Annotated in this window: 11 protein-coding genes; 5 read left to right on the top strand and 6 right to left on the bottom strand. The window is 72.7% G+C overall.

The window, feature by feature from the left end; genetic code table 11:
* The first annotated feature begins 170 nt into the window (after positions 1-170).
* Positions 171-1,460: an ATP-binding protein gene (locus tag IE318_RS01560; RefSeq protein WP_189895671.1), complete on the top strand. Its 1,290-nt coding sequence runs from the start codon at positions 171-173 to the stop codon at positions 1,458-1,460.
* On the top strand, positions 1,460-2,203 hold the full coding sequence (locus IE318_RS01555; protein ID WP_189895670.1) for a LuxR C-terminal-related transcriptional regulator: 744 nt from the start codon (positions 1,460-1,462) through the stop codon (positions 2,201-2,203). The genes IE318_RS01560 and IE318_RS01555 overlap by 1 nt, the downstream gene beginning before the upstream one ends.
* Positions 2,204-2,227: 24 nt before the next feature.
* Here IE318_RS01555 and IE318_RS01550 read toward each other — a convergent pair whose 3' ends face one another.
* A complete protein-coding gene (locus IE318_RS01550; protein ID WP_189895774.1) occupies positions 2,228-3,286 on the bottom strand; it encodes a C40 family peptidase in 1,059 nt (352 codons plus the stop codon).
* 486 nt (positions 3,287-3,772) lie between these two features.
* On the opposite strand from IE318_RS01550, the gene IE318_RS01545 reads away from it, so the two are divergent.
* Positions 3,773-4,126, top strand: coding sequence for a hypothetical protein (locus IE318_RS01545; RefSeq protein WP_030174108.1), 354 nt, complete (start codon positions 3,773-3,775; stop codon positions 4,124-4,126).
* Here the strand turns inward: IE318_RS01545 and IE318_RS01540 are convergent.
* A complete protein-coding gene (locus IE318_RS01540) occupies positions 4,104-5,078 on the bottom strand; it encodes a tellurite resistance/C4-dicarboxylate transporter family protein (RefSeq protein ID WP_189895669.1) in 975 nt (324 codons plus the stop codon). The two genes, IE318_RS01545 and IE318_RS01540, sit on opposite strands and share 23 nt — an antisense overlap.
* A gap of 79 nt (positions 5,079-5,157) precedes the next feature.
* The gene (locus tag IE318_RS01535; protein WP_189895668.1) at positions 5,158-6,213 is read right to left on the bottom strand and encodes a C40 family peptidase; all 1,056 of its coding nucleotides are present in this window, start codon (positions 6,211-6,213) and stop codon (positions 5,158-5,160) included.
* 218 nt (positions 6,214-6,431) lie between these two features.
* Between IE318_RS01535 and pcrA the strand changes: the two genes are divergently transcribed.
* Positions 6,432-8,924 (top strand): DNA helicase PcrA, encoded by a 2,493-nt coding sequence (gene pcrA / locus IE318_RS01530; protein WP_189895667.1) that lies wholly within the window; start codon positions 6,432-6,434, stop codon positions 8,922-8,924.
* An 82-nt stretch (positions 8,925-9,006) separates the two neighbouring features.
* Here pcrA and IE318_RS01525 read toward each other — a convergent pair whose 3' ends face one another.
* Together IE318_RS01525 and IE318_RS01520 are read right to left on the bottom strand one after the other, a co-directional pair.
* On the bottom strand, positions 9,007-10,584 hold the full coding sequence (locus IE318_RS01525) for a M23 family metallopeptidase (protein WP_229903274.1): 1,578 nt from the start codon (positions 10,582-10,584) through the stop codon (positions 9,007-9,009).
* A gap of 195 nt (positions 10,585-10,779) precedes the next feature.
* Positions 10,780-11,646 (bottom strand): esterase/lipase family protein, encoded by an 867-nt coding sequence (locus tag IE318_RS01520; RefSeq protein WP_030165365.1) that lies wholly within the window; start codon positions 11,644-11,646, stop codon positions 10,780-10,782.
* 440 nt (positions 11,647-12,086) lie between these two features.
* Between IE318_RS01520 and icmB the strand changes: the two genes are divergently transcribed.
* Positions 12,087-12,503, top strand: a complete 417-nt coding sequence (gene icmB, locus IE318_RS01515) for a coenzyme B12-dependent isobutyryl CoA mutase small subunit (RefSeq protein ID WP_030165367.1) — start codon at positions 12,087-12,089, stop codon at positions 12,501-12,503.
* A 149-nt stretch (positions 12,504-12,652) separates the two neighbouring features.
* Here icmB and IE318_RS01510 read toward each other — a convergent pair whose 3' ends face one another.
* Positions 12,653-14,281: a DUF5691 domain-containing protein gene (locus IE318_RS01510; protein WP_189895665.1), complete on the bottom strand. Its 1,629-nt coding sequence runs from the start codon at positions 14,279-14,281 to the stop codon at positions 12,653-12,655.
* Positions 14,282-14,295 lie beyond the last annotated feature (14 nt).

The raw sequence follows: 14,295 nt of genomic DNA, 5'->3' as shown, positions 1-14,295 counted from the left end.
GACCCGCCCTCGCCAGGCGCTCGCCAGCCCCTCGCCAGGCCCTCGACGGGCTCTCGGCCCATGGACGGTACTGCGCCGCCCGGGATCCCCCGAAGATCATTCCAAGATCAGGGGCGTCTCGGGGGCCGACCCTGATGACCCGGCCCCGCGGGCATGTGACCATCGATGACATGCCGGAAGCCGCAGCACTGCCCCTCGACGACCCGCGGCCGCCGCGCAAGCTCTACCGGAGCAGCGACGGACGCTGGCTCGGCGGAGTGGCGCGGGGCCTCGCCGGGCACCTCGGGCTGCCCGTGGTCTGGGTGCGGCTCGTCTTCGTCGGCCTGTTCATGGCCGACGGCCTCGGCGCGCTGCTCTATGCGGCCTTCTGGTTCTTCGTCCCGCTCGGCGTCGGCGGCGTCGGCGACCAGAAACCGCCCTCGCTCGTCACCACGGAGACCTCGCCCGACGGCCGGCGCAGACTCGTCGCCCGCAAACCGGACAAGGGCCAGATCGTCGCCCTGCTTCTCATGGTCGTCGTGGCGACGGTCTTCGTCGGCAGCGTGAACCTGGGAGGCGGCGCCAAGGCGTACCTCCTGCCGGCCGTCCTCGTCGCCGCGGGCGTCGCCCTGGTCTGGCGTCAGGCGGACAACGCCCGCCGGGCCCGCTGGGTCGAGGTGGGCCGCCACCGCCGTACGCTCACGCTGCTGCGCGCCGGCGCGGGAGTCCTGCTGGTCACCGCCGGTGTCACGGCCATCTTCGTTCTGCAGGGATCCGCCGCCCACCTCGGCTCGGTGCTCCAGGCGGCCCTCGCCGTCCTCGTGGGCGTCACACTGCTCGCCGGACCGTACCTCGTGCGCATGACCCAGGACCTCTCCGAGGAGCGCCTGATGCGCATCCGCGCCCAGGAGCGCGCGGAGGTCGCCGCCCATGTCCACGACTCGGTGCTGCACACCCTGACCCTGATCCAGCGCAACGCGGAGAACGCGGGCGAGGTCCGTCGCCTCGCCCGCGCCCAGGAGCGCGACCTGCGCGCCTGGCTGTACAAGCCGGAGGGCAACGGCAAGGACGAGGCCGACGAACCGACCACCCTCGCCGAGGCGGTCAAGCGCAACGCCGCCGAGGTCGAGGACAAGCACGGCGTCCCCATAGAGGTGGTCGTGGTCGGCGACTGCCCGCTCGACGAGCGGATCGGCGCCCAGATGCAGGCCGCGCGCGAAGCCATGGTGAACGCCGCCAAGTACGGTGGCGAGGGCGGCGCCGTGCAGGTGTACGCCGAAGTCGAGGGCAGGACGGTCTTCGTGTCCGTACGGGACCGCGGCCCAGGCTTCGACCTCGACGCGATACCCGCCGACCGCATGGGCGTCAGAGAATCGATCATCGGCCGCATGGAGCGCAACGGAGGCACGGCCCGGCTGCGCGCCGTGCCGGACGGCGGCACGGAGGTCGAGCTGGAGATGGAGAGGGCGGAGAACACGTGATGAGCGACCCGACCGAGGCGAACGGTACGGCGGGAGCGGAGACGACGGAGGCGGCCGCGGCCGCCGAGGGCGGCGCGGGCCGGCGGCATGTGCGGGTGGTCCTCGTCGACGACCACCGCATGTTCCGTACGGGCGTCCAGGCCGAGATCGGCCGGACGGAGGAGACCGGGGTGGAGGTCGTCGGCGAGGCCGCCGACGTCGACCAGGCCGTCACGGTCATCACCGCGACCCGCCCCGAGGTGGTCCTGCTCGACGTCCACCTTCCCGGCGGCGGCGGTGTCGAGGTGCTGCGGCGCTGCTCCGCGCTGATGGGCGACGCCGAGCAGCCGGTCCGATTCCTCGCGCTGTCCGTCTCGGACGCGGCGGAGGACGTGATCGGCGTGATCCGCGGCGGGGCGCGCGGTTATGTGACGAAGACGATCACCGGCTCCGACCTCATCGACTCGATCTTCCGGGTCCAGGAGGGCGACGCCGTCTTCTCACCGCGCCTGGCCGGCTTCGTGCTCGACGCCTTCGCCTCCACCGACGCCCCGCCGGTCGACGAGGACCTCGACCGCCTCACCCAGCGCGAGCGCGAGGTCCTGAGGCTGATCGCCCGCGGCTACGCCTACAAGGAGATCGCCAAGCAGCTGTTCATCTCCGTGAAGACGGTCGAGTCCCATGTCTCGGCGGTCCTGCGCAAGCTCCAGCTGTCCAACCGCCACGAGCTGACCCGCTGGGCGACCGCGCGCCGGCTGGTGTGACCGGCCGCCGCCCCGCCGGCTCTTCTACGCCACCCGGGTCGCCCCCGCGAACGGCATCTGGTCGATCGGGGCCAGGCGGACCGGGGCCGAGGGGTTCGGCGCGTGGATCATCTGGCCGTTGCCCACATAGATGCCGACGTGGCTGATCCCGGAGTAGAAGAACACCAGGTCGCCGGGGCGGAGATCGGACCGTGAGACACGGCGGCCGGCGTTGATCTGGGTGTAGGTGGTGCGGGGGAGGGAGATTCCGGCGGCCCGGTAGGCGGCCTGGGCCAGGCCCGAGCAGTCGAAGGCGTCGGGGCCGGTCGCGCCCCAGACGTAGGGGCTGCCGAGCTTCTGGTATGCGTAGGCGACGGCCGCCGCCGCCCGGGAGCTGGGAGCCGCCGCCGAACCGGGGACATCGAGCGTCTCCCTGGGGGAAGTCGAGCGGGAGGCGTGCGAGGAGCCCGTGCCGTCGCCGAGCGCGGCGCGTTGCTGCGGGGAGAGCCCGGCCAGCAGCCGCCGGGCCTCGTCGAGTTTGCGGGTGATCGTCTTCTTCTGCCGGCGCAGCTCCGCCTGCCGCGACCTGAGCGAGGACAGCTCGATGCGCGCGGCGCCGCGCAACTGCTCGATCTCCCGCAGCTGCCTGCGCACGTCGGACACCACGGCCGTCTGCCGGGCACCGGCCCGTTCCGCGAACTCGGCGCCCTGCAGATACCGCCCGGGGTCGTCGGAGAGCATCAGGCGCACCGAAGGGTCGATCCCGCCCTCCCGGTACTGCGCCGCGGCGATCGAGCCGAGGGCGTCCCGTGCCGCGTTGAGTCCCTGCTGCCTGCGGGCCGCCTCGTCGCCCAGCGTCTTGAGCCGTTTCTCCGCGGCGTCCGCCTTCTCCTTCGCCCCGTCGTACTTCTCGGTGGCGACCTCCGCCTCCTGGTACAGCTTGTCCACCCTGGCCTTGACCTGCTCCGGCGTGAGCTGTGGCGTCGCCTGCCCGATGCCGTCGAGGCCGGTGGCCGTCGCCGCGCCCGCGAGGGCGATCGTGGCGGCCGTACGCGCCGTACCGCCGTTGAGCGAGCGCTGTCGGGGCCTGCGGTGCGCTGCCACGTGGACCGTCACGTCCCTTCGTCGGGCCGCGGAAGCGGGCGGGGAGGCGTCCGGCGGCGGCCCACACAGGGGGAGCGCGCCGCCGCCGGACATTCTGGCGGGGGTTTCCGGCTGCCGCCCCTGGCCCGGGCGGCGGTGGGGAGCCGGTTACCTGGGGGAGGACGCTAGAGCGCTCCGTGTCGACCCTGTGACTCCATGTACGGAACTGACGTGAGGGGACCAACCGGTGACCGTATGTGACCGTGATCCGAGGCTGAGGGTGGCGACTTCACGCAGAGCGATGACCGATGCGACGGTTCGGGGGGAGGCGCGGACGCTCAGGTGCTATGGGGCGCATATATGCGGCGGCGGTCGGCGGGCCTCCGGCGGGCGTCCGAACCGCGTACGCACCTCTCGCGCGAGCGCTGACCGAGGTGCCGGTCCGTATGGACCGAGCTGCCGGGCCGGTGTCCGAGGCGACCGGGCCGCTGGCTAGGCTCCGGCCTCATGGACGTACTCATCCATCTCTTCGTCGGCCTGCACATCATCGGGATCGCGGCGCTGCTCGGCGGTTTCCTCACCCAGATGAAGGCGATGGGCCAGGGCACGGCCCGGTTCGTGCCGGCCATGCTGCACGGCGCGCTGACCATGCTGGTCACCGGTGTCGTCCTGGTCGGCCTCAACGAGGCACAGGACCACCACGTCAACACCGTCAAGATCGGCGTGAAGCTGGCGCTGCTGGTCGTGATCCTGGGCCTGGTCTACGTCAAGCGCGACGACGAGAAGGTCGACAAGAGCATGTTCGGCGTCGTGGGCCTGCTGACCATGGCGAACATCTTCATCGCGGTGCTGTGGACCTGAGCTCGGCGCGCGCGTCCGTGACGGCCGCGGCGGCGACGACCACCCAGGCCGCCACGGCCACCCACAGCACCGCCTCGCCGACCACCGTGAGCTGCGGGATGTCCAGGGCGGAGGCGACGGACAGCATCGCCGCCGCCGTCATGCCCAGAGGGAAGACGGTCGACCAGCGGCACACGTCGTAGCCGAGCCGGGGCCGTGCCAGCTCGGCCACGAGCAGGACGGCGCACCAGCACACGTCGAAGGCGAGCAGGGCCAGGGTGGCGGTGTGCAGGACGTCGCGGTCGTCCTCGTTCCACAGGTACGGGCCCCCGCTGCCGGCGGCGAGCAGTTTCGCCCCGGCGAGCGCGGAGATCGCCAGTGCTCCGCCCGCGACCCAGTGGTCACCGCGCCCCACGACGACCTGCCGCAGGTCGAAGAGGGTCAGCGCGAAGACGTAGAGCACGAGTCCGAGCCAGAAGAACACCAGCGCCGTGTGCGCGAGCCACGCCGTCGCCTCCGCCCTGGCCACCGACGCGCCGAGCACGCTCAGCCCCTCCGTGGCCACGCAGCACAGGAAGACCGACCCCGGCATGGGACGCCGTGAGATGCGCACGACCCGCACGAGCAGCCACGGCCACATCACCACGGCCAGCGCAAGCGCCGCCTCGGCGACGTGCTGCCAGCCCATCGCCGAGAAGCGCGTGCCCAGCACGGAGGTCGCGGCGATGCCGGTCAGCGCGCCCGGTGTCCCCGCCTCCTGGACCCAGCGTGCCCGCTCGCGCAGCAGCCGTACGACGAAGTCCGCCGCCAGCGCCAGCCAGGCGACGCAGGCCACCGCGAGGACGGCGAGCGACAGCGCCTCGTAGCCCGTCAGATGAAGCCCGACCGACAGGATGCCGGTCGCCATGACGGCGGCACCGGCCGCCGGCGGATGCTGCGCCAGCCAGGCGCGAAAGGGTGAGGTGGCGGGCATGATCCTGATGCTAAGAGCTGCGCGCGCCGCGCGAGCGGGGTACGCGCGCGGGCGCACGCAAAAAGGAGCCGGGGCGCTCTCAGGCCGGACGCACCACGCCCAGGATCGCCGCCGCCCCCTCGAAGAAGATCGATTCCTCCCGGACGTGGGCGCCGGGCCGCGGAGCGTGGATCATCATGCCGTCGCCGGCGTAGACCCCGACATGTCCGGCCTCTCCGTGGAAGAAGACCAGGTCGCCGTGGAGCGCCTCGGACAGCGGGACCCGCCTGCCCGCACGGGCCTGATCGTGGACTGCGCGCGGCAGGGCGACCCCTGCGGCCTTCCACGCGGCCTGGGCCAGGCCGGAAGAGTCGTACGAACCGGGACCGGCCGCACCCCAGACGTACGGCTTGCCGATCTGCGCACGGGCGAAGGCGAGGGCCTTGGCCATCTGCGCCTCTCCCTGCGGTCCCTGCACGGCCCCGCTTCCCGCGGACTCCACCGCCGGCGCCTCGGCCCCGGCCCGCTCCGGCGCGGCGGCCGCGTCCGCCAGCAGCGCACGAGCGTCGGCGAGCTTGTGCTGGACGGCGGCCTTGGCCGCCCGGATGCCACGCTGAGCCCCGGCCGGCTGCCCGGTCGGCGCCTCGGCCCCCTGCCCGGACGACGACGGCCCGGACGACGACGACCCGGGGCTCGCGGAGCCGGCGGCGGCCTCCCGCCGCCTCGTCCCCGTCGCCGGGCTCCCGGCCCTCACGGACCTCGCCGACCGCTGCGTCGACGAGTGGGTCACCAGACTCTTCTGGCGCGCGATCAGCCGGCTCATCAGCTGAGCCTGGTCGAAGTAGCCCTGCGGGGTCTCCGGGAGGAGGGCGGTGGCGTCGGGAGCGGCGGGCTCGGTGCGGGCCTGGCTCCCGGCGATGGCCTGCAGCATCTCGCGCGCCCTGCCGAGCATGTCGGTGCGCCTGGCCATGTCGTCGAGGAGTGCGGCGACCCGGCCGCGCTGTCTGGCGGGCTCCTCCCGGGCCGCGGTGTGGCCGGCCGGGCTGTACGGCCCGGCGTCCGACCCGGCGTGCCGGTACAGCTCGTCGATCTTCTTCTCGACCTCTTCCGCCGAGGCGGACGGCGATACCGGCGTGGTGGTGTGGTGCGACGCCAAGGGACGGCGACTCCTTCGGGCTCCGGGGCAAGGTCCGGGCGGAACGGTAACCAACTGGTGTGGCTTGTGTGAAGGTTGATGCGTAATATGCCCGATACGTTTTCGTGACCTGTGCTCGCCGTGCCCTTTGACGTGACGGTCCGGCTCCGGAACGTGAGGCCGGCGATGTTCCAGGGCGGCCACGGGTTGTCGGTGCGGCGCCCTAGACTCGTAGAGCGATGAGCAGCCTCTTTGACGACAGCTTCCTGGCGGATCTCCAGGCCCCGCGGGGCCACGAGGAAGAGCCCCCGCCGCCGCCCGAGGACGATCACGTTTCGGAGTCGATTCCGGACGATCTGTTCGGCGGGAAGTTCGACGTGCCCCCGAGCCAGGACGCCCACCGGGACGCGTACTACCGCGACGGCGCCCACCGTCCCGCCGTGGACGCGGCCGCACTCCTGGAGGGGCTGAACGACAACCAGCGCGCCGCCGTCGTCCACTCCGGCTCCCCGCTGCTCATCGTGGCCGGCGCCGGCTCCGGCAAGACCCGCGTGCTCACGCACCGCATCGCCCACCTGCTGGCCGAGCGGGGCGTCCACCCCGGCCAGATCCTGGCGATCACCTTCACCAACAAGGCCGCCGGCGAGATGAAGGAGCGCGTCGAACAGCTCGTCGGCCCGCGGGCCAACGCGATGTGGGTGATGACCTTCCACAGCGCGTGCGTGCGGATCCTGCGCCGGGAGAGCAAGAAGCTCGGCTTCACGTCCTCCTTCTCGATCTACGACGCCGCCGACTCCAAGCGCCTGATGGCCCTGGTCTGCCGCGACCTTGACCTCGACCCCAAGCGCTACCCGCCCAAGTCCTTCAGCGCGAAGATCAGCAACCTCAAGAACGAGCTGATCGACGAGGAGGACTTCGCCGCCCAGGCCGCCGACGGCTTCGAGAAGACCCTCGCCCAGGCCTACGCCCTCTACCAGTCGCGGCTGCGCGAGGCCAACGCCCTCGACTTCGACGACCTGATCATGACGACGGTCAACCTGCTGCGCGCCTTCCCGGACGTCGCCGAGCACTACCGCCGCCGCTTCCGGCACGTCCTCGTCGACGAGTACCAGGACACCAACCACGCGCAGTACGCCCTCGTCCGGGAACTCGTCGGCACCGCCGAGCACCCCGCGGACGTACCGCCCGGCCCGGACGACCTCCAGCCCGCCGAGCTGTGCGTCGTCGGTGACGCCGACCAGTCGATCTACGCCTTCCGCGGCGCGACCATCCGCAACATCCTCCAGTTCGAGGAGGACTACCCGGACGCGACGACGATCCTGCTGGAGCAGAACTACCGCTCCACGCAGACGATCCTGTCCGCCGCCAACGCGGTCATCGAGCGCAACGAGTCGCGCCGCCCGAAGAACCTGTGGACCAACGCGGGCGCCGGCGCCCGCATCACCGGCTACGTCGCCGACACCGAGCACGACGAGGCGCAGTTCGTCGCCGAGGAGATAGACCGCCTCACGGACGCGGGCGAGGCCAAGTCCGGCGACGTCGCCGTCTTCTACCGGACCAACGCCCAGTCCCGTGTCTTCGAAGAGATCTTCATCCGCGTCGGCCTGCCCTACAAGGTCGTCGGCGGTGTCCGCTTCTACGAGCGCAAGGAGGTCCGGGACGTCCTGGCCTACCTGCGGGTGCTGGCCAACCCGGAGGACTCCGTCCCGCTGCGGCGCATCCTCAACGTGCCCAAGCGGGGCATCGGCGAGCGCGCCGAGGCGATGATCGACGCCCTCGCCCAGCGGGAGAAGATCAGCTTCCCGCAGGCGCTGCGCCGCGTCGACGAGGCCTACGGCATGGCCGCACGGTCGACGAACGCCGTCAAGCGGTTCAACACGCTGATGGAGGAGCTCCGCACGATCGTCGAGTCCGGCGCCGGTCCGGCCACGGTCCTGGAGGCCGTCCTGGAACGCACCGGCTACCTGGCCGAGTTGCAGTCCTCCACCGACCCCCAGGACGAGACCCGCATCGAGAACCTCCAGGAACTCGCCGCCGTCGCCCTGGAGTACGAACAGGAGCGCGGCGAGGGCGAGTCGGTCGCGCTGTCCGACTTCCTGGAGCAGGTCGCCCTGGTCGCCGACTCCGACCAGATCCCCGACGAGGAGGAGGGCGACGGCGTCATCACGCTGATGACCCTGCACACCGCCAAGGGCCTGGAGTTCCCGGTGGTCTTCCTCACCGGTATGGAGGACGGCGTCTTCCCGCACATGCGGGCCCTCGGCCAGACCAAGGAGCTGGAGGAGGAGCGGCGCCTGGCCTACGTAGGCATCACGCGCGCACGGGAGCGGCTGTATCTGACCCGCTCCGCGATGCGCAGCGCGTGGGGACAGCCGTCGTACAACCCGCCCTCCCGCTTCCTGGAGGAGATCCCGGCGGCGCACGTGGACTGGAAGCGCACGGGTGGCTCGGCGCCCGTCTCCTCCGGTCCGGCCTCCGGTGTGGCGGCCTCGCTGTCGTCTTCCCGCTCCCGCTCGTCGGCGGCCGGCGCCTCGGGCTTCGCCACGCGCCGCGCCTCGGAGAAGCCGGTGGTGTCCCTCGCCGTGGGCGACCGGGTCACGCACGACCAGTTCGGCCTCGGCACGGTGGTCGCGGTCAAGGGCACGGGTGGCAACGCCGAGGCGACCATCGACTTCGGTGACGCCAAGCCCAAGCGGCTGCTGCTGCGGTACGCGCCGGTCGAGAAGCTGTAGCGCGAGAAGCCGTACCGCTCGCACAGCGGTGAGCCCCCGCCGGAAGGGCGGGGGCTCCGTGGTGTTCAGGGTGCTCAGGTGCTCACGTGGGGTCCAGGCCGTGGCTGCGCAGCCACGGCAGCGGGTCTATGGGCGCCCCGCCGGCGGGCCGTACCTCGAAGTGCAGGTGCGGGCCGGTGGAGTTGCCCGAGTTCCCGGAGTACGCGATCGGCTGCCCGGCCTTGACGACGGCACCGGAGGGAACCTGGTACCGGGAGAGGTGGCAGTACCACGTCTCCGTGCCGTCCTTCGCCGTCAGGATCAGCATGTTGCCGTAGGCGCTGTTCCACTGGGTGCGGACCGTGCCGTCGGTCGCGGCCATGACCGTCGTCCCGTAGGAGACGGGGAAGTCGATGCCGGTGTGCACCGACATCCAGTTCACACCCGCCTGGCCGAAGTAGGCGCTGAGCCCCCTCTGCAGGACCGGAAGGACGAACTTGGGGCGCAGCCGCTCCTTGCGGGCCGCCTCCTCCGCCGCCTTCTTCTTCTCGGCCTCCTGCTGCGCCTTGAGGTCGATACGTTCCTGCGTACGGCTGGCGCGGTCGGCGAAGTCGTCGGCGCCTGCGGACAGGCTCTGCAACTGGGTGTCCAGCTTGTTGTTCGCGGTGGCCGGCTGCACGGGGTGCGCGTCGGACGCGGACGCCGAGGTGTCCTTGCCGTCGTCGGTGAGACCGCCGACGGAGGCGGCGGCGATGCCGGCGACGCCCATCACGCAGGCCGAGGGAACCGCCACGGTCAGCAGCGCGGAACGCTTGGCCGGGCGGCGCCGGGAACGGCCCGCGCTGCGGGAGCCCGCGCGGGGGGAGCCCGCGCGGGGGGCCGGAGGCGGGGCGGTCTCTTCCTGGTCCTCGAGCAGGCCGGGGACGGCGGGCAGCTCGCCGGTGGCGGCCGGCTCGGCCTCGCCGGAGCCGGTTTCGCCCTGCGGCTCGGGGCCGCCGTACTGGTCGTACTCGTCGTATCCCGCGGTCTCGCCGAACTGGTCGCCGTCCGCGGAGGGCGCGGATGGTGCGGTGACGGCGGCCGTGGCTGTGGTGTCTCCTGCCGCGCCGTCGGTGTTCCACTGCGTGGCGTCGTACGCGCCTGAGTCGAAGATCTGCGTGCCCCAGTCCCACTGCTGGGTGTGGCCGGCCGCGGCATCGGCCTGGCCCGCCCCGCCGAGCGGGTCGGTCTGCTCGGCCCCGCCGGGCTGGAGCCAGGCGCTCGCGTCCCACTGGCCGCTGACGTCCACCGGTCCGGACTGCTGTGGTACGGCGGCGAGTTGCTGGTATCCGGTGGCCCAGGCCGTCGTGTCGTACGCGCCGGTGTCGTAGGCGGCGGCGTGGTGCTGAGCCGCGTACGCGTCGTAGGTCGGGGTGTGCTGGGTGTCCGTGGACCACTGGGTGGCGTCGTAGGCGCCCGTCGACTGCGCGCCGTCGGCGGAGAAGTGGCCGAAGAGGGGGTCCGTCGCGAAGCTCGCCGTGGCGTGCGTGCCGGTGTGATATCCGGTCGCGGCGTAGTCGCCGTACGTGGTGAAGTCACCGTACGCGGCTTCCTGTCCGCCGTAGGGCGCGTAGGGCGCCGAGGCGTCATCGGAGGCCGGAGCCGGGGTGGTCGCGGTCCCCGACGGGTGACGGTCGTTCACCAACTTCTCTTTCGCCTCGACAACAGGGGCTGCCAGAGCAGTGCGGCGACTGTACCCGGCGGTACGCGGGCGCGACAATCTTCCGCAGGTTTCCCGCACCGGGAATCGGGCAATCAACCGCGATTCGCCGAAGTGCGGACACTCCCTTGGGACTGTGTTCGAGGCGGGGTTCGACCCTGATGGGTCAATGTCCTGTCAGGCCACGGTGAGGCCGTCGGCGCGCGTGGCGGACGGGTCGCCCGGCCGTACGGTGTCCAGGGCCTGCCGTATCCCGCTGGCGACGGCGGGGTGCACGGGCAGGGCGAGATGGCCGATGCCGCTCACCTGGATGTTCGTGGCCTGGAGGTCCGGGTGCTCGACGCAGGCCGACTCCAGCGGGTCCATCAGGTGGTCGAGGTCGCTCCAGAAGCTGACGAAGTGCGTGCGGCAGCCGGGAGCGGGGCGGGACAGCTCCTCGATGAGCTCCGAGCCGGGCCGCATCTGGCGCACGATCGGATGGGCGTTGGCCAGCGGCGCGACGCGGGTGCCGGAGTGCGGGGTGCCGAGCGTGACGAGGGTGCGCACCCGCAGGTCGCCGCCGAGCCGCTGCACGTAGTAACGGGCGATCAGGCCGCCGAGGCTGTGACCGACGACGTCCACGCGCTCGCTGCCGGTGCGCTCACAGATCTCCTCTATGTGCCGCCCCAGCAGTTCCGCGGCGGTGCGGATGTCACAGGTCAGCGGCGAGTAGTTGAGGGACTCCACCCGATGACGGCCGTGCTGGGCGAGGTTGCGGCGCAGCAGGACGAACACCGAGCGGTTGTCGATGAACCCGTGCAGCAGCACCACCGGGGGTTTGGCCTCGGTCGGCAGCTGCGCGGTGCCGTCGGGCGAGGTCATCGCTTGGGCCTGGGCCCGGCGCTCCTGGATGATTCCGGAGGGATAGAGCAGGACGTGCCCCGCGAGGATCGCGAGTTCCAGGGCGGTCGCCTTCAGAAGGGCCAGCGACAGTCCCGCGATCTTGATCGGGAGGAGGCGCTGCGCGAACGGAAGGATCGGGTCTGCGACGCTGGTGACCTTCATGGCCGACCTCCTGTCGGCACGCGGGAGGACGGCTGTGTCCCCCAGGTGCCCTCGTGGGCAGCCGCGGCGAAGGCGCGGGACGGGGCATGAGCGGGGTACGCGGGGCGGATCGCGCGACGCGCGGCGTGCCAGACGCCGAAGAGGTGACGGGGCTCCCCGCCGGTGTGGCGACGAGGGCCCCCGTTGTCGTGCCGTACCCGTCCGGTGTGTCCTTCGTGCCCGAGACGACCTTGTTGCGGCTCCCGTGGCGCTTGTTCCCACAGCCTCACTCGTGCCCGGAGCCTGGGGAAGTGTCCCACCGTGTGATTTCCCCCTCGGTCCGCACCGTGAAACTGCCGGTTGCGGGATGCTGGCGATAACGTTCGTTCACTTCCCCGGACGATGTGGTGCCGGGCGTCCGTCCCGCAGGGCACGGATGGAATCGCTTCATGGAGGCAGTGATGGGTGTGGCAGCCGGTCCGATCCGCGTGGTGGTGGCCAAGCCGGGGCTCGACGGCCACGATCGGGGTGCGAAGGTGATCGCGCGGGCGCTGCGCGACGCCGGCATGGAGGTCATCTACACGGGGCTGCACCAGACCCCGGAGCAGATCGTCGACACCGCCATCCAGGAGGACGCCGACGCGATCGGGCTCTCCATCCTCTCCGGCGCGCACAACACGCTGTTCGCCGCCGTGATCGACCTGCTCAGGGAGCGTGACGCCGAGGACATCGTGGTCTTCGGCGGCGGCATCATCCCCGAGGCGGACATTCCGCCGCTGAAGGAGAAGGGCGTCGCGGAGATCTTCACCCCGGGCGCGACCACGCAGTCCATCGTGGACTGGGTCAGGGCGAACGTCCGCCAGCCGGCCGAGGCCTAGGAGCTCCGCCGGCCGGCCAGGGGCCTGCGCCGGTCGGCGCGGGCCGCGGGGCACCGGCCCGGCCGGCGTGCGAGGACGGGGCTGCTCGGGCCCACCGAGGGTCTGCGCGCACAGCCGCCGGGGACGGCCGTCCGGACGCGGGCTGGGGCTCAGCCGGCCCGGTCGGCGAGTTCCTCGGCCATGGCGTGGCGCAACCGCAAGGTCGTCACGAGCCGCTGGAACGCCTCCGCCCAGTAGCCCCCGGCCCCGGGCGACGCGTCCTCCGCCTCGTCCGGCACCGCCAGAAGTCCGTCGAGCCGGTTCGCCTCCGCGGGGTCCAGACACCGCTCGGCCAGTCCCATCACTCCACTGAAACTCCATGGGTAGCTCCCTGCGTCCCGCGCGATGTTGAGCGCGTCGACCACCGCCCGTCCGAGCGGCGCGGCCCACGGCACCGCACACACCCCGAGCAGCTGAAACGCCTCGGACAGCCCGTGCGCCGCGATGAATCCGGCGACCCAGTCGGCCCGCTCGGCGGCGTCCAGCGTGCCGAGCAGTCTGGCGCGCTCGGCCAGGGACACCGCGCCCGGCCCGCCGGCCCCGGGTGCCGCGGGCGCCCCCAGCAGTGCCCGCGCCCACTGTGCGTCCCGCTGCCGCACCGCCGCCCGGCACCAGGCCGCGTGCAGCTCGCCCTGCCAGTCGTCCGCCACCGGCAGCGCCACGATGTCCTGCGGGGTCCGCCCGCCCAGCCGTGCGGACCACGTGCCGAGCGGGGCCGCCTCCAGCAGCTGCCCCAGCCACCACGACCGCTCTCCCCTCCCCGCCGGAGCCTTGGGTACGACACCGTCGCGCTCCATGTTCGCGTCGCACTCGTGGGGGGCCTCGACGGCGATCGTCGGCGTGCCGCGCATGTGGTCGACGGCCACACAGGCCGCTGCCCGGTCCGCCATCCGGGCGGCGAGCGCCGAACCGGGCAGCGCGGAGAGCAGCTCCGCGGCCGTGGCCCGTACGTTGCGGCTGCGGTCGGCGAGCGCCTGCTCCAGGAACGGCTCGTCGTCCGGGCCGAGCCCGGTGCGCAGCGAGTCGAGGAACATCAGCCGGTCCTCGGCCCGCTCCGTCGCCCAGGTGGCGGCGAGCAGCTCCCGCCCGGCCGCGGGCCGGCGTTCCCGCAGCGCGGCCAGCAGGGCGACCCGCTCGGCGAACAGGCCCTCCTCCCACAGCCGCCGGATCCGCTCCGCGTCGTCGGGGCCGGGCAGCGCCGAGCCGCCGCCCGGGGCCGCCCGCAGGGCGAACCGCCACTCCGGGTTGAGCCGGGCCAGCCACAGCGCGCGGGGGCCCGCGAAGGCCAGCGCGGCCGGGCGCAGGTCCGTACGGCCCCGGGCCGCGTCCAGCAGCGCCGGCAGGGCCTCCGGGGGTGCCGCGTAGCCGTGCGCGTTCGCCGCCGCGAGCCACTGCGGCAGCAGCTCCATCAGGTCGGGTGCCGTGCCTCTGCGGCCGCCGCCCGCCGGGCCGGGCCGGTCGGCCAGCAGCACCGAGAGTCTGCGGGCAGCCGCCTCGGGCAGCGCCGGGCGCGGATCCGGGGCCGCCGGCTGCGGGCGCTCGGCCGCCCGCCCGGGACGCAGCCCCGCCCGTCGGCGCAGGGTCTGCACGGCCGCCGTGTCCAGCAGCGCCACCGGAGCCTCCCGGCCGGGCGTGCCGCCCGGGGGCGTACGGCGGTCCGTGCCGAGCAGGGCGGCGGTGACCGACTCCTCCCAGGCGCCCGCGGCGGGCGCCTCCACCGGGGCGGAGGTCCTGATCATGAGCTTCCTTTCCG

This window comes from Streptomyces spiralis (genome assembly GCF_014654675.1).
Lineage (GTDB): Bacteria > Actinomycetota > Actinomycetes > Streptomycetales > Streptomycetaceae > Streptomyces > Streptomyces spiralis.
This window is presented reverse-complemented; position numbering and strand designations above follow the sequence as displayed.